This window comes from Fictibacillus nanhaiensis, from assembly GCF_049537595.1.
Classification (GTDB): Bacteria; Bacillota; Bacilli; order Bacillales; family Fictibacillaceae; genus Fictibacillus; species Fictibacillus nanhaiensis_F.
Genome location: NZ_JBMULM010000002.1, coordinates 621,369 through 640,048, shown reverse-complemented (window position 1 = coordinate 640,048; position 18,680 = coordinate 621,369). Strand labels below are relative to the sequence as shown.

At 38.4% G+C, this 18,680-nt stretch carries 22 protein-coding genes and 1 pseudogene; 10 read left to right on the top strand and 13 right to left on the bottom strand.

The window, feature by feature from the left end:
• Positions 1 to 113: 113 nt before the first annotated feature.
• Positions 114 to 677: a hypothetical protein gene (locus ACOZ9X_RS14630; protein WP_423418819.1), complete on the bottom strand. Its 564-nt coding sequence runs from the start codon at positions 675 to 677 to the stop codon at positions 114 to 116.
• Positions 670 to 1,302, bottom strand: coding sequence for a hypothetical protein (locus ACOZ9X_RS14625; protein WP_423418818.1), 633 nt, complete (start codon positions 1,300 to 1,302; stop codon positions 670 to 672). The genes ACOZ9X_RS14630 and ACOZ9X_RS14625 overlap by 8 nt, the downstream gene beginning before the upstream one ends.
• Before the next feature lie 78 nt (positions 1,303 to 1,380).
• Here ACOZ9X_RS14625 and ACOZ9X_RS14620 point away from each other — a divergent pair, with 78 nt between their 5' ends.
• Positions 1,381 to 1,806: a hypothetical protein gene (locus ACOZ9X_RS14620; protein ID WP_423418817.1), complete on the top strand. Its 426-nt coding sequence runs from the start codon at positions 1,381 to 1,383 to the stop codon at positions 1,804 to 1,806.
• Positions 1,807 to 1,891: 85 nt separating this feature from the next.
• Here ACOZ9X_RS14620 and ACOZ9X_RS14615 read toward each other — a convergent pair whose 3' ends face one another.
• Together ACOZ9X_RS14615 and ACOZ9X_RS14610 are read right to left on the bottom strand one after the other, a co-directional pair.
• Positions 1,892 to 2,809: a CobW family GTP-binding protein gene (locus ACOZ9X_RS14615; protein ID WP_423418816.1), complete on the bottom strand. Its 918-nt coding sequence runs from the start codon at positions 2,807 to 2,809 to the stop codon at positions 1,892 to 1,894.
• Positions 2,810 to 2,882: 73 nt separating this feature from the next.
• Positions 2,883 to 3,461: a thioredoxin family protein gene (locus ACOZ9X_RS14610; RefSeq protein ID WP_231607455.1), complete on the bottom strand. Its 579-nt coding sequence runs from the start codon at positions 3,459 to 3,461 to the stop codon at positions 2,883 to 2,885.
• A 419-nt stretch (positions 3,462 to 3,880) separates the two neighbouring features.
• Between ACOZ9X_RS14610 and ACOZ9X_RS14605 the strand changes: the two genes are divergently transcribed.
• Positions 3,881 to 4,393: a cupin domain-containing protein gene (locus tag ACOZ9X_RS14605; RefSeq protein WP_423418815.1), complete on the top strand. Its 513-nt coding sequence runs from the start codon at positions 3,881 to 3,883 to the stop codon at positions 4,391 to 4,393.
• 45 nt (positions 4,394 to 4,438) lie between these two features.
• Here ACOZ9X_RS14605 and ACOZ9X_RS14600 read toward each other — a convergent pair whose 3' ends face one another.
• The 4 genes from ACOZ9X_RS14600 to ACOZ9X_RS14585 all read right to left on the bottom strand — a co-directional run bounded on the left by ACOZ9X_RS14600 (position 4,439) and on the right by ACOZ9X_RS14585 (position 8,530).
• Positions 4,439 to 5,542, bottom strand: a complete 1,104-nt coding sequence (locus tag ACOZ9X_RS14600; RefSeq protein ID WP_423418814.1) for an MBL fold metallo-hydrolase — start codon at positions 5,540 to 5,542, stop codon at positions 4,439 to 4,441.
• Positions 5,543 to 5,798: 256 nt separating this feature from the next.
• Positions 5,799 to 5,969, bottom strand: a complete 171-nt coding sequence (locus ACOZ9X_RS14595; protein ID WP_191752805.1) for a hypothetical protein — start codon at positions 5,967 to 5,969, stop codon at positions 5,799 to 5,801.
• A gap of 41 nt (positions 5,970 to 6,010) precedes the next feature.
• Complete coding sequence (locus ACOZ9X_RS14590) at positions 6,011 to 7,012, bottom strand: S8 family peptidase (protein WP_423418813.1); 1,002 nt, start codon at positions 7,010 to 7,012, stop codon at positions 6,011 to 6,013.
• A 357-nt stretch (positions 7,013 to 7,369) separates the two neighbouring features.
• Positions 7,370 to 8,530, bottom strand: coding sequence for a S8 family peptidase (locus ACOZ9X_RS14585; RefSeq protein WP_144701544.1), 1,161 nt, complete (start codon positions 8,528 to 8,530; stop codon positions 7,370 to 7,372).
• Positions 8,531 to 9,497: 967 nt separating this feature from the next.
• Here ACOZ9X_RS14585 and ACOZ9X_RS14580 point away from each other — a divergent pair.
• A complete protein-coding gene (locus ACOZ9X_RS14580) occupies positions 9,498 to 10,025 on the top strand; it encodes a peroxiredoxin family protein (RefSeq protein WP_423418812.1) in 528 nt (175 codons plus the stop codon).
• A gap of 135 nt (positions 10,026 to 10,160) precedes the next feature.
• Here ACOZ9X_RS14580 and ACOZ9X_RS14575 read toward each other — a convergent pair whose 3' ends face one another.
• Positions 10,161 to 10,622 (bottom strand): PaaI family thioesterase, encoded by a 462-nt coding sequence (locus ACOZ9X_RS14575; protein WP_423418811.1) that lies wholly within the window; start codon positions 10,620 to 10,622, stop codon positions 10,161 to 10,163.
• A 144-nt stretch (positions 10,623 to 10,766) separates the two neighbouring features.
• On the opposite strand from ACOZ9X_RS14575, the gene ACOZ9X_RS14570 reads away from it, so the two are divergent.
• On the top strand, positions 10,767 to 11,198 hold the full coding sequence (locus ACOZ9X_RS14570) for a DUF4395 domain-containing protein (protein ID WP_423418810.1): 432 nt from the start codon (positions 10,767 to 10,769) through the stop codon (positions 11,196 to 11,198).
• A 53-nt stretch (positions 11,199 to 11,251) separates the two neighbouring features.
• On the opposite strand, the gene ACOZ9X_RS14565 is transcribed toward ACOZ9X_RS14570, so the two are convergent.
• Together ACOZ9X_RS14565 and ACOZ9X_RS14560 are read right to left on the bottom strand one after the other, a co-directional pair.
• Positions 11,252 to 12,121 carry an STAS domain-containing protein gene (locus ACOZ9X_RS14565; protein ID WP_423418809.1) on the bottom strand — a complete coding sequence of 290 codons (870 nt, stop codon included), beginning with the start codon at positions 12,119 to 12,121 and terminating at the stop codon, positions 11,252 to 11,254.
• A gap of 124 nt (positions 12,122 to 12,245) precedes the next feature.
• Positions 12,246 to 12,979, bottom strand: a pseudogene (locus tag ACOZ9X_RS14560) (class I SAM-dependent methyltransferase).
• 263 nt (positions 12,980 to 13,242) lie between these two features.
• On the opposite strand from ACOZ9X_RS14560, the gene ACOZ9X_RS14555 reads away from it, so the two are divergent.
• From ACOZ9X_RS14555 to ACOZ9X_RS14535, 5 genes are all read left to right on the top strand, one after another.
• The gene (locus ACOZ9X_RS14555; protein WP_423418808.1) at positions 13,243 to 13,689 is read left to right on the top strand and encodes a universal stress protein; all 447 of its coding nucleotides are present in this window, start codon (positions 13,243 to 13,245) and stop codon (positions 13,687 to 13,689) included.
• A gap of 40 nt (positions 13,690 to 13,729) precedes the next feature.
• On the top strand, positions 13,730 to 14,239 hold the full coding sequence (locus ACOZ9X_RS14550) for a DoxX family membrane protein (RefSeq protein ID WP_423418807.1): 510 nt from the start codon (positions 13,730 to 13,732) through the stop codon (positions 14,237 to 14,239).
• A 137-nt stretch (positions 14,240 to 14,376) separates the two neighbouring features.
• Complete coding sequence (locus ACOZ9X_RS14545) at positions 14,377 to 15,105, top strand: ABC transporter ATP-binding protein (RefSeq protein WP_423418806.1); 729 nt, start codon at positions 14,377 to 14,379, stop codon at positions 15,103 to 15,105.
• Positions 15,095 to 16,132, top strand: coding sequence for an ABC transporter permease (locus ACOZ9X_RS14540; protein WP_423418805.1), 1,038 nt, complete (start codon positions 15,095 to 15,097; stop codon positions 16,130 to 16,132). The genes ACOZ9X_RS14545 and ACOZ9X_RS14540 overlap by 11 nt, the downstream gene beginning before the upstream one ends.
• A gap of 69 nt (positions 16,133 to 16,201) precedes the next feature.
• Positions 16,202 to 16,858, top strand: coding sequence for a TetR/AcrR family transcriptional regulator (locus ACOZ9X_RS14535; protein WP_423418804.1), 657 nt, complete (start codon positions 16,202 to 16,204; stop codon positions 16,856 to 16,858).
• Positions 16,859 to 17,371: 513 nt separating this feature from the next.
• On the opposite strand, the gene ACOZ9X_RS14530 is transcribed toward ACOZ9X_RS14535, so the two are convergent.
• Together ACOZ9X_RS14530 and ACOZ9X_RS14525 are read right to left on the bottom strand one after the other, a co-directional pair.
• On the bottom strand, positions 17,372 to 17,659 hold the full coding sequence (locus ACOZ9X_RS14530) for a hypothetical protein (RefSeq protein ID WP_423418803.1): 288 nt from the start codon (positions 17,657 to 17,659) through the stop codon (positions 17,372 to 17,374).
• On the bottom strand, positions 17,656 to 18,087 hold the full coding sequence (locus ACOZ9X_RS14525; RefSeq protein ID WP_423418802.1) for a VOC family protein: 432 nt from the start codon (positions 18,085 to 18,087) through the stop codon (positions 17,656 to 17,658). The genes ACOZ9X_RS14530 and ACOZ9X_RS14525 overlap by 4 nt, the downstream gene beginning before the upstream one ends.
• A gap of 140 nt (positions 18,088 to 18,227) precedes the next feature.
• Here ACOZ9X_RS14525 and ACOZ9X_RS14520 point away from each other — a divergent pair, with 140 nt between their 5' ends.
• On the top strand, positions 18,228 to 18,617 hold the full coding sequence (locus ACOZ9X_RS14520) for a glyoxalase superfamily protein (protein ID WP_423418801.1): 390 nt from the start codon (positions 18,228 to 18,230) through the stop codon (positions 18,615 to 18,617).
• The last annotated feature ends 63 nt before the right edge of the window (positions 18,618 to 18,680 follow it).

Here is an 18,680-nt window from a genome sequence, read left to right as displayed (position 1 = left end):
ATATTGTTGGGAATCTATCATAAAAGAACTTAGCATAATTAGTGCACCTATAATAACGAATGTCATTCTCCAATATCGATATTTCAATATAAGCACTCCTTGTTTTGTAAAAGTTAATTTAGCCATTTCATGATGAATGATTTATTCTCTTCCAATTCTTTTTCTTGTTTTTCAGAAGTAGGAATCTGCTCTCTTTGTACGTTACGAATCTTCTTTTCGGCTTTAGATTCTGAATAGTTAAAGTGAGATACAAACCAACCTTTATCTTCTTTCTTTATCCGAACCCAAACATCTTTTTGACATTCTGCACAAGTTTTCATTCTGTAGTAATGAAGTTTATAAATATATTCACTTTTGCTAATTTGATATTCAAACTGATCTAACTCATTAAAAGAGTATGTAGGTAGTTCTTCTTTATTAGTCTCTGAAATCATATCCATGTAATTCATTTTTTCTGAATCGGAGAGCAAAATATATTTCATTGATTTATTATTACTTAGTTCAGCCTCTCCCCACTGTCTAGCCATTCCTTGTGTCTCTACACTTTGATCATCTATATCTACAATAAGAATGACCAGAAAACAAACGAATAAAAAAGTAACTATCATACCAAATGTATAGGTTGATACCTTATCTTCTTTCAACTCCAATTTAAACTCAATTTTGTCTTCATTCATCTCTTACTCCTGAATTCCTAATCTCCACACTCACAACTGTTTGCCATGTTTCAGGTCTATGACATTTCATTGCAGGAGTTAAATAGATTTCTTTATAACTTGTTTTCAGTGGAAGGCTCTCTTTATCAGCAAAGTCCATGATTTCTCTTAAAGTCTCAATTGAATTTTTATAGTGACCTATATGTAACTTTTGAACACAAGTAATCGACTCATAAGAAATGAGTTGCATGAATGGCAGCTTTTTTCCTAGTCTCTTTTCAACATTGAAACAAGCTTCTTCAAATATTTCTTCGGTTATACAATCGGGTACTTGCATCATTTGAGTTGTAAGGGATCTACTGTCATTCTTCTCATGCCAAAGAATTTCATGTGGCATTAACGTAAATTTATAACTCAACTTATTCTTTGTTAAATGTTTAAGCTGATTAACCACTTTCCATACAACCCACTCTTCATCAACTGGCTCTGGTCTACCTGCCCAATCCATATGATAGGCCGTGTTCATCTCTTGCATAACATACTTCATTGCTGGTATAACACGAACTGCTACAGGTCCACGCTTCATTTTATAGATCTCAGAATGAATGTTTCGATGGTCATGAGTCATTAACTTTGTTGTCATCATGATACCTCCTTCGTTAAGGATTGGAAAATAATGATAATTAAAGAATATCATAAAATAAATTGTAAAGGAGAGATTACAGTGAACAAAAAGAGATTTATAACATTAGGAATGTTTTTTCTTTCTTTTGTAATTATCTTCACACTTTTACATACTTACTCGATGGCTCTGACACCGAAAAAACACATTGAAAGGATAGAAAAATTCGGCTGGAAAACAGACTTTTATTATCCACGTAAGCAAGAATTTGTGATTCCTACTCACTCTGATTCACGGCATACATACCAACTTGCCGATGTTACTTTTCATGGTTTGGAAAAGGGAACTCTTGAACAATATAACTATCGGCTAAAAGGGAACTGCGGAAACCATCATCTTGAAGCTGTTCTATTAACATATAAAGAGAATATAATTGATAGCTTCATTCAACTGTCTGAAAGTGATCCTGGTATTGTTAAGATGATGGACCAACCTGTATTCATGGAACAAATTTGTCAGCGGAAGTGAAGCGAAATTAGCCTTAATTTAATCATCTTAAAAGATTTTCAAGAACAAAAAAACACTTGCAACTCCGAAGTCACAAGTGTTTTCTTTATTTACTTTCTACTTCAACTTCACTCAGCCCTCTTGTTAACTGATCAGGATCAAGGTCTTCTCCAATAAAAACAAGTCTTAATGGCATCTTCATTAATTCTTTTTCGTAAGTAGGCAAGCCATAGGAGTACTGAAAAAGATAAATTTGATTTTCAAACTGAACATACCCTTTGATTCTGTAGATCGATGAGGGTACATTTCGCAGCCAGTTTTCAAATAAATCTTTATTAACAGGTCCTTTAAACGAATATATAAAAGTTTTGACCTTCAATTTTTCTGCGGAAACAGACTGATGATGAGATCGTTTTTTTACGGAAAGTGAAAAAAGTTGTGAAAGTTCTACCTTCGCAAAATCCGTTAACACACATGGAGTGCCTTCATTCAACCTTGATGCGTCACTCGTAAGCAGCATCTTCTCTTTCTCTGTCAAACCGCTTGTTTTGTTCCACACGATATAATCTGCGTGCTTAACCTGCTCAAGCATGAGCATTCTAGCCTGAACATTCATGTTCTCTCGGTCCAGCCATCGAGGTGCGTCCATGATTGAAATGATCCCTGAAATCTGTAAGTCGTCGATTAGATAAGGTGACAAACAGGCATCAAGTACATCAATCGGATGAGCGACACCTGTTGCTTCAATAATTAACGTATCAAGCTCATTCTCTTTACATAGTCCCCATAGCTGTTTTTCAAGCTGATCCGATAAAGAACAACATATACAGCCGTTGAGAAGCTCTTTAAGCGGAACATCTTCTGGAACAGAATCAGAATCGATTGAAACTTTCCCAATCTCATTCATTAATACAGCTGTTTTATGCTTTTGTTCTTTTTCATATGACAGCAGCTGTTTGAGCAACGTCGTTTTTCCGCTTCCTAAAAATCCAGCTAGAATAATAACATTCGCTTTCTTTTTCATCGTACACCTCGAACTTCGTTTCTATAGATTTCATCAATTTCTCTATTTTAACACAAACAAAAAAACAGCCGTTTTACAGGCTGTTAACATTTAGTTTAGCTAATAATTTTTTTATAATATCAAGGCTTACTTCTTCCCAAAGGGCATGGTCAGTCGTAAACAAACTTGAGATGCGATCAGCAAATAGCTTGAAGGCTTTTTCGTAACGTGGGTCTTCTTTTGAAGGTATCTTCTTTTTGCGCTCTTCAACAATTTGCTGCAATTTCGGAGCACGTGGCCCCCACTTTACAACTTCTTTTCCCTTTTCATCAATAAAGATGATGATAGGAATTGATTTTGCTTTTGCTGTTAAGTATCGATCCATTAATTCCGGATGCTGGTCGCGTAAGATAAAGCGGATATCAATAAGTGCTTCATCTGCCATGCGCATAAAAACAGGAAGATTCAACATCGCATCACCACACCAATCTTCGGTAATCACGATCGCTCTCAACCGGTTTTTTTGGATGCCTTGCAACGCATCTTTCATAGGTTCAGGTAGCACGAATGAATTATATATCGTCAGCAAGTTTTCCTTGTGTGTTTTCATTGAATGGATATATGCATAGCGCGTCATGCCTTTATCAAACCATGTATTGAGGTCAGTCATCATCCTGTGTTCCTCCCTGTTTATCTTGTATTCTTATTTTAACCAAACAAGGGGGAGTTGTGGCAACGAAAACGCCTTAGATTTATTTTTTTAGTTCTTTTAACCTGCTCTAAGCTTTTTCTGGAGTTGGGAAACAGCGAATAAAAGCAGGTATCTCTCATTCGGCGTTAACCGGAGCCAGTCCTTCGCTTTGTACTTCATACTGATTTCCACCTTTCACTAACATTTATCATACCGTAATTATCTAATACCTCTTTTCGCATAAAAGAAAACTTTTTTTCACACATAAGTTTTCGTCATTTATTGAGGAATTTCGCATTATTGCTCGTTATTTCTTTTTTCCCCTATACTGTTTCTCGAAAGAAGACGGGTTTCTTTTCATAAGAATAAGGGAAAGGATACGAAAACAGGGGAGGGGTTTAATGGATATGAAAATGCTGAGTGAAGATGTTAAAACTTTATTTTTTACAGACGATGGGACGATTCCGAATCATCCTTCCTGGCCCGTTTTGTTATACGTAGGAAAATTAAAAGAACCGCAGGATGCTTTAGACGTTTTTGAACAAAACGGCTGGACAAATGGTTGGAAGAATGGTGTCTTTGATTATCATCATTATCATAGCAATACCCATGAAGTTCTAGGTGTTATGAGCGGTGAGGCGGTTCTCCTTCTTGGAGGAGAAGATGGCGTTTCTGTTACTGTTTCAAAAGGGGATGCTATCGTGCTCCCTGCCGGTACCGGACATAAATGTATTGGATGCAGCACTGACTTTAAAGTAGCCGGAGCTTACCCGAATGGAATGAACCACAACCTTAAAAAAGGTGAACCTGATGATCGGCCAGCCGTATTAGATGATATTATGCTCGTTCCATTACCTGATAAGGATCCTCTCTTTGGAAGTGATGGCCCACTGTTGGAGTTGTGGAAAAGTTAATGAATACATGTAGAGAGTGCCCTCCACAGTGAAGAGCACTCTTTTTTAGATATTCGTATTCTCCCTCCACCACTTTGATCCAGCTAATGACTGTGAGCCAATGGTTACGGTCTCACCAATCTGAGGCGTACAAATTTTAACATTTAGTTTTGTTGCTGCATTTACAGCCCTTTCAACTGGATCTGTCCAATTGTGCAAAGACAGTGTAAAAGCACCCCAATGAATCGGAATCATGACTGCCCCTCTTACATCAAGATGAGCTTGTACCGTTTCTTCAGGCATCATATGTATCGCAGCCCACTTCTCATGATATTGTCCACATTCCATTAAAGTGAGGTCAAAAGGTCCATATCGTTTCCCAATCTCTTTAAAGTGTGGCCCATATCCACTGTCTCCACTAAAGTAAATGTTAGAATCCTTTCCTTGTATAATCCAAGAACACCAAAGGGTAGAATTACGATCCGATATGCTTCTTCCTGAAAAATGTCGTGCAGGCGAGCAGATTAATGAAATTCCTGAAAACTGTATCTCATCCCACCAGTTACATTCTTTTACGCGGTCTGGTTCCACTCCCCACCGCTTTAAATGTCCAGCAACGCCAAGCGGGACTGCAAATTGTTTCACTTTATGTTTGAGTTGTTTGATGGTTCCATAATCAAGATGGTCATAATGATCATGTGACAAAACCACTAGATCCACTTGTGGAAGCTCTTCAATTTTAAAAGGCAGTTCTTTGCTATAACGTTTGTTCCCAAACCAGGGAACCGGCGAAGGCGCGGATCCGAACATAGGATCGATGAGAATGCGTTTTCCGTCTATCTCTATCAATAATGCTGAATGTCCAAACCAAGTTACTCTTGTTTCTGGATTTGCTTTTTCAGTTAACTGAAACGAGCTTATAGGAATTGCTTTCTTAGGCTGACGATTCGGGTTCCCACTTAAAAATTCTTTTAATACAGGGAGCATAGAGCGTAGATCGGTTGTCATCACTGTTTCTATCTGATTCGTAAAAACACCCTTTTGATAGTGTTCAACTGGTTCATAGGTGCTTCTATCATATTTTGAGGGTTTCTTTCCAAAAACAGGATGAAACATTATAAATAAAAATACAACTGTTACGATTACAAGTAGAATGCCTAATAAAAGCATAGTTACGTTCCTCTCTATTTTACAGTAGTGCTCATATATTACTCCTATTCAAATCGTAGAAGCAACTTTCTAGTTTGAATGGAAACTAGTTCTCCTCATAAAAAGCGAACATACTAAAGCGAAAAACAATTACTATAAAAGAGCATCAGTATATACGATAACAGTTTTTTCGAGTACTAGTAAAAAAACGACAAAAAAGCTGATTGATGTGAATATACTAGATCTCACAGAATCAGCTTTTATTCCATCTATTCATTTAAGCACTTTCCTTTTCCTTTTTCTTCACTGCTTTCTTTCGCTTTCTTTTCTTTTTCTTTTGAAGCTCTTCCTCTTTTGCTCTGTTCTTTGCACGTCTTCTTATCTCTTCATAAATTCTAATACAAAGAGTTGCAAAGCTGATCAACAACGCAATAATTTTGTACGCCATCCCCATACACGCCCTTTCTTCCTAAGAAACGGGGCAAATATTTATGATTCTGACTCTTTCGCTGCAGCCGTTTCAATAGGAATTCTCATCGCTCTTAAATTCTCCTGATCGCAAACTGCTTTTTCTTGTGCGTTTAATACTAACAAACCATTTCCTTCTGCTTTCTTTGTTAGTCCGATACTTAACGTATTTTTTACCAATTGAGCATAGACCTCAGCTTCTGAAAGTTCACGACCAAACAATTTTTCTTCTCGTTCAATCAGTAATGCAGCTGCTCCCGATACATGAGGCGTCGCCATAGAAGTTCCGGATAACTTTGCATATTTATTTCCTGGATAAGTAGAAACAACATTAACTCCTGGAGCAACCAGGTCAATCTCATCATTGGTATTTGAAAACGGAGCAAGTTTCATTTTAGCATCCACTGCACCCACTTGAACGACCTCTTTATACGCACCAGGATAAGCATGTTCATTCGTATTTTCCTTATTATCCCCTTCGTTACCTGCTGCACAAACTACAAGCACATCTTCCAATACGGCTCTTTGAATCGCTTCATGTAGCTCAGGTACATCTGTCGGTCCACCTAGTGACATAGAGATCACACGCACTCTTTCGCCATTTTCCCCTCTCCATTTAACGGAGTAATCAATAGCATCGATGATTCCTTGGTACGACCCGCCGCCATCTTTACCAAGAACTCTGCAGATCAAGAGTTTCACATCTGGTGCCACACCCGCTACACCAGCATTGTTTAATGTAGCTGCAATCGTACCTGCCACATGTGTACCATGATAATGGGCATCTTGATAATCATCGGCATTCCCATCAACAAAATTCCGTCCATCAATGACACGTTCAGCAAGTTCCGGATGGCTTGTGTCACAGCCAGTATCTAATACGGCAACAACCACACTCTGTCCTTTTTCACCTTCACGCCAAAACGCTGGTGCATTAATCATCTCGACTCCGTAAGGAATCTCTTCTTTTGATTCTTCAATGACCTCTTCAAGAACAAATGGAATTAAACAGACTTCACTCATTATCTTTACCTCCTTTTTATTTAAAAAGAATGTTTTGTAAAGAAAGTGACGCTAGGATATACAAGGGGAATTGATGAACCTCCTTTCTTATAGAATGCAATACTTGTAAGAAAAAAGATTCTAGTTGAGGATTTATATTACTATTCTACCAAATTGTTAAAAGTTACCACAAGTCCTGTATTTAAAATGAGCTATTAAGTCTACATCGACATTTTACGCAATGCGAACATATGTCCTTATCCTTAAATTACAACACCATTCGACAAGATTTGCTAGTTCTATTAAACTATTACAAACAAAAAACTCCCAAGACTAGAACAGATCTAGCCTTGGAAGTTTGTAAGCGTAAAAAATAGATTAGTAGCGTACTGCGTCTGCTGCGTTTACACGGCCTTTAGAGTAGTAAGAACCTGTCCCTGAAATAGGATCAGCTGTGTTCTCGATAGCAGCACGGATGTTAGAAGCACTTCTTCCTTGTGAAGCAAGCAATCCTGCGATACCAGCTACTAGAGGACAAGCCATTGATGTACCAGACATGTAAGCATATCCACCATTACGTACAGTAGAAGCGATGTCTACACCAGGAGCAGCAACATCAACCCAAGATCCATAGTTAGAGAATGAAGCACGAAGGTCATTACGGTCAGTTGCAGCTACTGCAATGGCACCTGAATAGTATGCTGGATAGCTCGGTGCAGATGTGTTCTCGTTACCAGCTGCGGCAACTACAACTACTCCTTTAGAAACTGCATAGTTTACTGCGTTTTGTAATGAAGTAGCAGAACCTGGTCCGCCAAGGCTAAGTGAAACTACTTTTGCTCCGTTATCTACAGCATGATAGATTCCGTTAGCAACATCATCAAGAGATCCGCTTCCGTTCGCATCTAGTACACGTACAGCATAGATGGATACGTTTGGTGCCATTCCTGCGATACCTCTCGCGTTATTCGTTGCAGCTGCTGCGATACCTGCAGCATGTGTTCCATGATCATTTTGATCCATTGGATCCCAATCATCACTTACATAGTCATATCCTTTAATAACTTTACCGGCTAGATCAGGGTGATTGTAATCAACACCTGTATCGATAATTGCAATTTTTGTAGTAGATGAACCGCGTGTGATGTCCCAAGCTGATTGAGCACTTACTTTTTGAGGTGCATATTGCACTCCATTTGAGAAATACGTGTCATTTGGAGTCCAGCTCGCATGGTATGTATAGTTTGGCTCTGCATACTCTACATCTCCACTCGCTTCATATTCTGCAATGGCTGCGTCTACGTTTCCATCTTTAACTTTAATGACATGAAACTTAGAACCTTTTTCTTTTACTTCATCTTTCCCTTTTACAGCTAAAGACTTTACTTTTGACTCTGACACGTTGTCTTTAAATTTTACGATAATTTCTTGAGGTGTAACGTTTGCTTTCACCTCTGTGCTTTTTGCAGCTGCCGCTGGTGTTGCAAGAGAAACTACTAAAGGTAGAACCGCTGCCATCGTGGCAATCTTCTTAATCATTTACTTCACTCCTCTAATTTGGTGTTGAACTACAATTTCTAATATAGAGGCCAATTTACAGAAAATAAAGAAGAATTTTACTATTCTAACAAAAACAAATATAAACTACTAATTTTTAAAAGTTTTAACTTAAAATAGGAAAAAGGTCATTTTATTTCTTGTTTATTTTTTAAATCTTTTTACATAGAGACGTAGGAATTACCTAGAGAGAAGTATTATAATCCATGGGTATAAATTTTAACGATATCCTAGTTCTTTTAACAGTTTTTGAGGATGTTTTCGTAAACTTTGTTGCTTTTGAAAGTGTTGATTTCCGTTCCAGGCTGCTCGCTTTCCACAGGGCAGGCGCTGAGCCACATTCGTACGTTTCACTCTTAAGTGTCTCAGCTGTCTAGTTGCAGTGGCTAGCCCCTCGAGGTCAAAAGTTAAACGGTCAAGAAGGCAAATTGCGCCTTCATAGCCCATTCAACTTTTGCTTGTCGGGGCTGAACGAGCCACTTCCACTTTTCAAACTGCCCGCCTGTCCCGTAGGAGTCTCGCGCCTTCTACTCCAATCAATTCTTTAAAGGTGACAAGGAGTTAAAAGCAACAATCTTTTAGAAAAGAGCGTTCGAAAATTATATCTTGGATCGTGAATCAGAAACAGTTGTTTTATACCAGACTTCTTAAACTCTTGATCAATAGCAATAGAATGATAAAAATGTCCATACATATAATGGTTTCGCTGCAAATCTTGGATACGAGGATAAATGCTCACATGATCGGTGGATTAACAACTTGAACATCAGGAATTCCTTTTACTGTTTGCAGCAAAAGGTGTGTTCCACTTTTAGGAATGCTGTTTTATTAGAAAAGGTTTTACATCTATCTTTACTCATCCTTAAATCAATTTTGCTATTAAACTATGCCATTGATTATAGAACTGCTGGACAATTGAGTTTAATTTTCACCACAAGAGGAATAGCTAATGAAGAAACCTATTATTTGGAGGGATGTTCATATGTTAAAAACAGGCGACACAGCACCAGACTTTACACTAAAATCCGAAACAGGCGAATCTTTCTCTTTTCACAATCATTTAGAAAACGATGACCGTTTTCACTTGCTTGTCTTTTTTAGAGGCGAATGGTGCCCAGTCTGTAACGACCAGTTAAAAGAGTTTGAGCAAAACATTGACACGTTTAACGAATTGAACACCCACATACTGGCCATCTCAACAGATGAAGAACAGAATCTTACCAAGATGAAGAAGAATCATTCGCTTTCATTCCCTGTGTTTAGTGATCCAGAGCGCACAGCTGGAGAACCGTATGGTGTTCAATATCATAACGGCAAGCTGTATGACGATCATGGGGAGCACGGTGAACCCGCACTGTTTTTAGTGGATGATCAGAAACGAGTGGTTTATTTCGATATTCAGACTGGACCATTTGGCAGACCAACTGCCGAAGATCTGAGAAAAACGATTAAGTACATTAAGAAAACGTTGAGATAAACCAAAAAACGGAGCAACGGCTGGAATTAGCCGTGCTCCGTTTTTTAGATGATGATCTCCATTTTTTATGTGATGAAGACCGATTTTATGTGATGTGATCTAATTTTTATGTGATGTGAACTGCTTTTTATGTGATTATGTCCCCTTGCTTTCATCCCCGCCTACGAAATAGTCATTTTTACGATATGATAAGGCACTTACATGTGCAACCAGTTCTTTTTCGTTCTCCACTCTCACCTCATACCAGGAAGTACGGTGGTTACGCTTAATTTCTGAAGCGATCGCCGTAATTTTGTCTCCTTTTTGACAAGCAGCTAAATATCCAACATTCACAGAAAGCCCGACAGAAGTTTTTCCATACGAATTGCATGCTACTGCAAATACGAAGTCAGCAATAGCGAATAACGCTGCTCCATGTGCTGTTCCGTGTGCATTCAGCATGGTCTCCGTGATGGTCATTTCAGCGACAGCCGTTCCAGGTCCAATCTCCGTTAATTCGATGCCAAGCCACTGAGCAAATGTGTCACTCTTCAGCTTTTCCTGAATCTCCTCAGCATATTGAAAGTGAACATCTGTATCTTCTCTTTTTGTCTTCATGTTTAATCACCTCGCTATAAAACATTCTTTTTTAGCAGATTAATCCCTTCCCCTATCGAAATTTTACAATGCTTAACACTTCACTTTTAATGAGAATACAATTACAATAAAATAACTAAACCTATAAGAAAGGTCGGATTTCAAATGTCACAACCCGTAGCCTCAATTCCTAGACCTTTAGTTCGTACGAATCAATGGTTCATCTTTTTATCAGTAGTTGCCACATGGGTCTCTGGTCAAGCATGGATTTTATTACTCCCTTTAGTCGCTGGACTTCTGGGGATGTTCTTTGATTACAACCCTGTGATGAAGGTTGCGAAACGATTCTTAAAAAAGAATCCTTCAGCCTTTATCCCTGAAGATAAAGATCAGCAGCAGTTTAACCAGCTGATCGCTGTATCACTATTAGCTCTTGGGTTCGTCGGGTATACATTAAATTGGTACGCTGTTGCTTTAACAGCTACAATTATGGTTGCGACTGCTTCTTTCGTCGCCATCTTAGGCTTTTGTGTTGGCTGTTTCATCCGTTTCAGATGGCAGCAGTACCGTTACCATAAAGCACAAAATCAAAACTAAACATTAAAAAGAACCATTTGCGTACAGCTGCGAATGGTTCTTTCACTTTTATTCTATAATGATATCTTTTCGATAATAATCTTATTATTCTTCAATGCTTGTTTGAGAGTGCTTTGTGTGGGAATTTGACTAAAATCAATACCAAGCTGAACACTAGTCTGTGCTACTTCAGGACGAATCCCGCTGATGATAGACTGTACACCGAGAAGCTTCAGTGTGTTTACCACCTGGAAAATTTCGTTAGCCACCATCGTATCGATAATAACGACTCCTGATAAATCAATAAAGAGCTGCGTAATATTGTTGTCAATACATTGTTGCAGCGTTGATTCCATAATCCACTTTGCGCGATGTGTATCAATTTCTCCAACGAGCGGTAAGATACCGACAAAGTCCGATAAAGGAATAACAGGTGAACTAAGCTGATTGATCATATCTTGCTGAGCGTCTATACGTCTTAAAGTAAAAAAATTGTACTCTTCAGCAAATCTCTCGATCACCGTATCAAAGGTGGAATGCAGAAGGCTGCTCCATGTTAAAATATCCGTTTGATTTACTTCGGTTAAAGGATCCTCGATATATTCTCTAATTTTATTCCAGAAAATGTTTCTGAATCTCTTAAACTGCTGTATCGTCTCATGAATGGGAGTATTTGATCCGGCTCGATCCTCAGCCACTCTTTTAGCCCATGAATCTATATCTTGTAGAAGTTCATTTTTTTCATTAAATATAGATGCAATCATTTTAATAAAACACTGATTCTGTTCACGAAGTCTTTTTTCAACCTCTGCACCCATTCTTTTTGAATAAATTCCATGGCCGCCTACATCTCTAGAAGCAAGCCAGGAATCTGTCATATCAGAAGAATGCTGAATAATAAATTCATATAGAGCTATGCTTCGGTCTTGCGTTAAATTGGCCATTTCTTCTCCCCTATTTTTTAGAATTATATGTGCGTATGAACATATTTCAACTATACTGGACACACCTGATTTACACAATATACAACAAGACCATTTGCATTACATCTAATGAAATTATCTTTAACTACTTTTTAGCTTCAAACACAAAGCTTTGTCTTGCGTGAGCAGGCTTCTTCCCAAATTCAAAGTCAGCGCTTACAGTCACTTCTTTAAAGCCCACACTTTCCAAAATCAGTTTTAATTCTTCAATACCATACCAGCGAATGGCAAAGCGCTGAAGTTCTGTTTGAATCAAATTTCCTTCGCGCCATTTTTCATATTTCAGATACGAAACTTTGTATTGTTCTAAGAAATTCACCTCTACTAGCTTATCCTCCATAGTAATGATGTCTCCATCTGGACAATTTACTGTTAACGTTCGGAGCACCTTGCCCGCTTCAAAGTTATCAGTTGGTAAAAAGATATCTAAAATCAGATTTCCGCCTTCTTCTAGATGATTAAAAATTTGTTTAAGTGCCTGCTTGGACTCTTCTCATTTTTCAATCAATAAGAAAGAACCACCTGGTATGATGATATTTTTATATTTTTGTGGCAGGATCAGGTTTTGCAGATTACTTTGAAAAAGATTTGCACTCAAGCCTTTTTCATCCAGTCTTTGTCCGTTCCATCTACTTCTATACCAGCTTCCAAAAGCGGAATAATCACACGGCCAGATCCGACCATGGCTTCCAAAGTAAGCCCGCCGTTCTTCTTCAGCTTTTCTGTGTAATATTCAATATCGCCACCAAATGACTGCCCAACCTTTTTTGTAAGATCATAAACTTCCGTGCAAAGTGGTCCATAATTTTTAAAAGACATTCTGTTATTCCCCTATTAATTTTTGTATACACGGAAAAGTTTTAGAAGATTAAAACCTTCCGCACCATTATTATTTGAACTTGCAGTTTATTATTTTTGGACATCTTTAATCTCTCATTTCTATCGAGTTAGAATCATTATGATTTTTTCTGAAATATTCGTCAATATTATTTCAATATCTTGTGATAAACATCACATACATCCCCCTTGAAACGCCTTATGCTTAAATCAGTTCCAGAATATAAAAAATGTAGGGAGGATTTATGATGAATACAAACATTCAAACCATCCTTGTTGCTTATGACGGATCACAAGAAAGCCAAAAAGCCTTAGATTTCGCAGTGGATTTTGCAAATGAAAGAAAAGACGTTGAACTGCACCTTGTCACCGTTTACCAGCCTGTCTATACGATGGCATACACATATGCGAATTATCCGGTTGAACAAGCGTCCTACGAATTAAAAGAAAAGAACGAAGCGATCATTCAAAATGTTAAAACAGAAATCAGTTTAAAAACAGTTCATCCGATCGTCGCTAAGGCGATCGAAGGACACCCAGGCAACGTACTTACTCACTATGCATCCTTAAACGGAATCGATTTAATTGTTATTGGCAGCCGCGGATTAAGCGGAGTAAAAGAACTGTTCTTAGGAAGTATCAGTCATTACGTTGTTCAAAAAGCTGAATGCCCCGTTCTTGTAATTAAATAACAATTGTTTTTATAGCCTTAATTAGAAGGTGGTGCGTAAGATGTTTATTAAATTCCTTAGAGAGAAAAAGTCTGCATCATTTATCCTTACCATTTTCCGTCTATATTTAGGCTACACATGGGCAATTGCTGGCTATGAAAAAGTAACAGGAAAATTCGACGCTACTGGATTTTTACATGGTGCTGTAAGTAAGGCGACGGGTGAACACCCAGCGGTTCAAACATGGTGGGCAGATTTCCTTACACATGTGGCTATACCGAATGTAGAATTCTTCAACTTCATCGTTCCCTGGGGAGAACTTTTAGTAGGTCTTGCCCTTTTATTGGGGATTTTCACAACCTTTTCTGCATTGATGGGTGCAATTATGAATTTTGCATTTCTCTTTTCGGGTACAGTAAGCACGAATCCACAAATGCTTTTACTTACCATATTTATACTCGTTGCTGGGCGAAACGCATCACGGTGGATCGGGCTTGACCGCTGGGTTTTACCGAAATTATTTAATACGAACAAAGATAGTTTAAACAACAACGAATACCCCCTTCACTAATTTTTTTGGTCCCCATCAAGTTGGGGATCTTCTTTTTTTCACAAAAATGAGTGAGTACTCACTTGACATATATTTGTCCAACGTCATATGCTATAAATATATAAATGAGTGAGTACTCACTTTTGAGGAGGTTCTCTATGAATACGGTTATACAGGTTTCCGAAGTGTCAAAGAACTTTGGCTCTCATCTTGTTTTAGAAAAAATCTCATTACATGTAGAAAAGAATGAGATATATGGATTACTCGGTCCATCTGGTGCCGGGAAAACGACTCTCGTTAAGATGATTGCGGGAATCGAAACACCTACAAAAGGCACCATTAAAGTACTAGATACACTTATGCCTAATCTTCATAACATGACACAAATTGGATTCATGGCTCAATCTGATGCATTGTATGGAGAATTAAGCGGCAAAGAAAACCTTGAATTCTTTGCTTCTATTTACGGATTAAAAGGCAAAAAACAAAAAGAGCGCATTGAGCACGCTGCTTCTCTCGTCAATCTGACAGACTTTCTAAAAAAACCTGTTCATCAATACTCAGGTGGTATGAAGAGACGCCTTTCGTTAGCAGCTGCTATTCTGCACGAACCACAAATTCTGATTCTTGATGAGCCCACTGTCGGCATCGATCCCGTTCTTCGGCAGTCAATCTGGAAGGAACTTTACAAGTTAAGTCAAAACGGAACAACGATTCTTGTCACCACACACGTTATGGATGAAGCCGAGAAGTGCGGTCAGCTTGGCATGCTTCGCGATGGCAGATTAATCGCTTCAGGCTCTCCGAAACAGCTTAAAGAAAGCACATCCAGCGAAACGATTGAAGATGCGTTTCTCTATTATGGAGGTGTTCGTCATGAGAATTAGAGCTCTTGTTAAACGAATCATCAGACAATTTATTCGTGACAAGCGAACACTTGCCATGATGTTTATTGCTCCGCTTCTAATTCTTACGCTTGTGAATCTCGTTTTTTCTAACAACGATTATGAGCCTAAGATAGCAGTCGTCAGTGATCAGGCGATGATCATTAAAAAATTAGAGACGACAGACAAGGCATTTTCTGCTTACAGCAACAGTGAGGCAGCTATAGAAGATCTTGAAGATGAAAAATTAGATGCGTTAATAGAAGTAAATCTATCATCAACCAAGATTACTCTCGAAGGCAGCAACCCAACAGCAAACAAAGCTTCTGTGGTGACGATTGAAAAAGCATTGAAGGAAATGAGTCCGCAAACTAGCGAGCAGTCCTCCATTAAGCCTGAAATTAACTATCTGCACGGTTCAGCTGACATGGAAACCTTTGATTACATTGGTCCATTTTTAATCGGATTTTTTATTTTCTTTTTCGTATTCTTAATTGCTGGTGTTTCATTCTTACGTGAAAGAACGACTGGAACGCTTGAAAGATTGCTCGCAACCCCTTTGCGCCGATGGGAAATGGTAGCTGGATATGTGTTAGGCTTTGGGATTTTTACCGTTATCCAATCTGCGATAATCGTTGCGTTCGCGATCTATGTTTTGGACATCATGATGGCTGGCTCTATTTGGTTTGTGATCCTCATTACCCTGATGCTTGCGGTTACAGCCCTTTCACTCGGAACATTGCTTTCTGCTTTTGCGAAGAACGAATTACAGATGATTCAGTTCATTCCACTCGTTGTTGTTCCGCAAGTTTTCTTCTCTGGCCTTTTCAACATTGAAACAATGGCAGACTGGCTGCAGCCATTAAGCTATATCATGCCTTTAACTTACGGCGGTGAAGCAATTCGTAATGTGATGATACAAGGCTGCGGCTGGGGAAACATATATGATGAAGTCCTTATTCTTGCTGGTTTCTCACTATTATTCATGACATTAAATGTACTCGCTTTAAAAAAGCATCGAAAACTATAAGGTGTTTGTCCAGCATTAAATTTGTGTCTATAATATAGAAAATGCACGTTTTTTAAAGGAGAAACACTCATGTCTGATTCAGATTGGATTACCGAATTAATAAACGATACAGATCACACAACCATGAGCGATAAACAACGTAAGATCCTAGAAGCTGCAATCGAAACATTTTCTGAAAAAGGATATTCCGGGTCATCTACGAGTGAGATTGCAAAAAAAGCAGGTGTTGCTGAAGGTACGATCTTCCGACACTATAAAACGAAGAAAGAACTCTTACTCGCAATTGTCACGCCCACGGTGGCAAGGTTTGTAGCTCCCTTTTTCATAAAAACCTTTGCAAAAGAAGTATTTGAAAATGAGTATGAAAGGTATGAAGACTTTTTAAGAGTGGTCGCTAAAAATAGACTGGAGTTTGTTAGAAAACAGTTTCCCGTCTTAAAGATCTTTATACAGGAGATCGCTTTTCACGATGAACTTCGCGAACCCTTTCAACAGCTTTTTGCCGAGCATGTTTATGAGAAGTTCAAAAAAATTATTGAACATTTTCAGGAAAAAGGAGAAATTATTGCATTACCTCCCCAAACGATCATGCGTATGACTGCATCAAGTATCATTGGTTACATCCTTCCCCGTTTCCTTCTTTTTTCAGATATGGAATGGGATGATGATAAGGAAATTGATCAAATCGTGGAGTTTATTATGTATGGACTAAGCGGTAGAAAATAAGGTAAAAATACACCCGCCTTCACAATGAGGCGGGTTTCATGTTTATTCACTAAGTTTGGGACTGACAGGAGTATAGTGAGATAGATTAACTAGGGTATCAGAAGTTGTGGGAGACAATGCAATTGAGGAAGGGCCAAGCAACAAATATCCGCAAATTAAGACCAGTACAAGCCCTTTTTTCATACACTCACCTCCCATCGAACATTTTTTAATATGGATTTTTTCTAACAGATTGTTGCTAAATAGCGATTTTGAGGTTCTTCAATGATAAGTTGATTGGAGTGGAAGGTGCGAGACTCCTGCGGGACTGGCGGTCAGGTGAGACACTTAAAAGTGAAACGTACGAATGTGGCTCACCGCCTGCCCCGCGGAAAGCGAGCAACCTGGAACGGAAATTAACCACATTCAAAAGCAACAAAGTTTACGAAAAAAGCCTTTAATAAAGAAAAACCAATGAGAGAATCTCAATGGCCGTATCTTGTTATGCTATAAATTTCCCGCTCAATCTAAAACTCAAGCATGATTTTTTCTCTGGATCGGTTTTAATGTGCTTTTTTCTTTAAGTAGAATCACGAATAAACACACTGCTAGCAGTAAAAAAATCGTTCCGCTTCCTAAAAATCCGTTTGCATAGGAAGGAATATCTGCACGAGCTACTTTCTCGTTTATTTCCATTCCTAAAAAATAAACACCGATACCGTTCCCATCTACTTTCTCTTCACCTATTGATCGTAAATGAAGACCTTGTGTTAACAATAGGACACCTAACACTGAAAAGAGGATGCCCGTCACCCATCTCATTTCTTCACCTCTGCAACAGGCGCTAACATTTTTTTATAATTTGGACTTAATTCACTCCAAACGTCAAACAAATTACCATCCGGGTCAGAGAACACAAAATTTTCACCTGTATGACCACGATCTTCAATATCCCCTGTTTGAATGCCAAGTTCTCTAAACTCTTGATGCAGCGTATAAAGATTGCCAAGTCCGTCCACTTCAAACGTTAAAGAAAACCGCTTTTTACCTGAATGGTCCGTGAAATTGGAACTCTCGCTTTCTAGTGATCTCACAAGGAAAAAGCTCTGGTTAGCAAGATCAAGAATTGCTTTATCATCATCTTGATAGTTAAGTGTGGCACCTAGTTTTTCAGTGTACCACTTGGCAGATTGATCAACATGCTGGACAGGTACGTAGGTTGTACCAACGCGAACTAGTTTTTCGTTCAAGGTGATTTCCTCCTCTAGTCATTGCCTATTTTATATAAACATTCGTTTTTAGAAAGTAAAAATCCTCCAGCCAAACAAAGGAACTGCTAGTTTAAAAGAGAAACACTAGTAGACTATAGATGTCAGGAGAGTGAGAGCTAATGAATCAATATCATGTCAAAAGCACGGTCCCCATCCTTCGCATATTTGATGAAGAAAAGGCAAAGGAGTTTTATCTTCACTTTTTAGGGTTCTCAGTAGATTGGGAACATCGATATGAAGAGGATTATCCCTTATATATGCAGGTTTCACTCGGTGAATGCTGTTTGCACCTTTCAGAACATCACGGCGATTCGAGTCCTGGCGCAAAATTGAGGATACATATAGAAGGAATAGAGGCATTTCATCAAGTTTTGGCAGAAAAAAAGTATAAGTTTGCAAGACCAGGACTTGAAGAGGCGCATGGTTTTAAAGAAGTGAGAGTAGGTGACCCATTCGGAAACCGGCTTTGTTTTGTTGAACCTATTGAATCTCCAAAATCTGTCGACTAATTGACTTAATCTGTCCGTTTCCATAAATAATCTGTCCAATCTCCTATACAATCTGTCCAATTA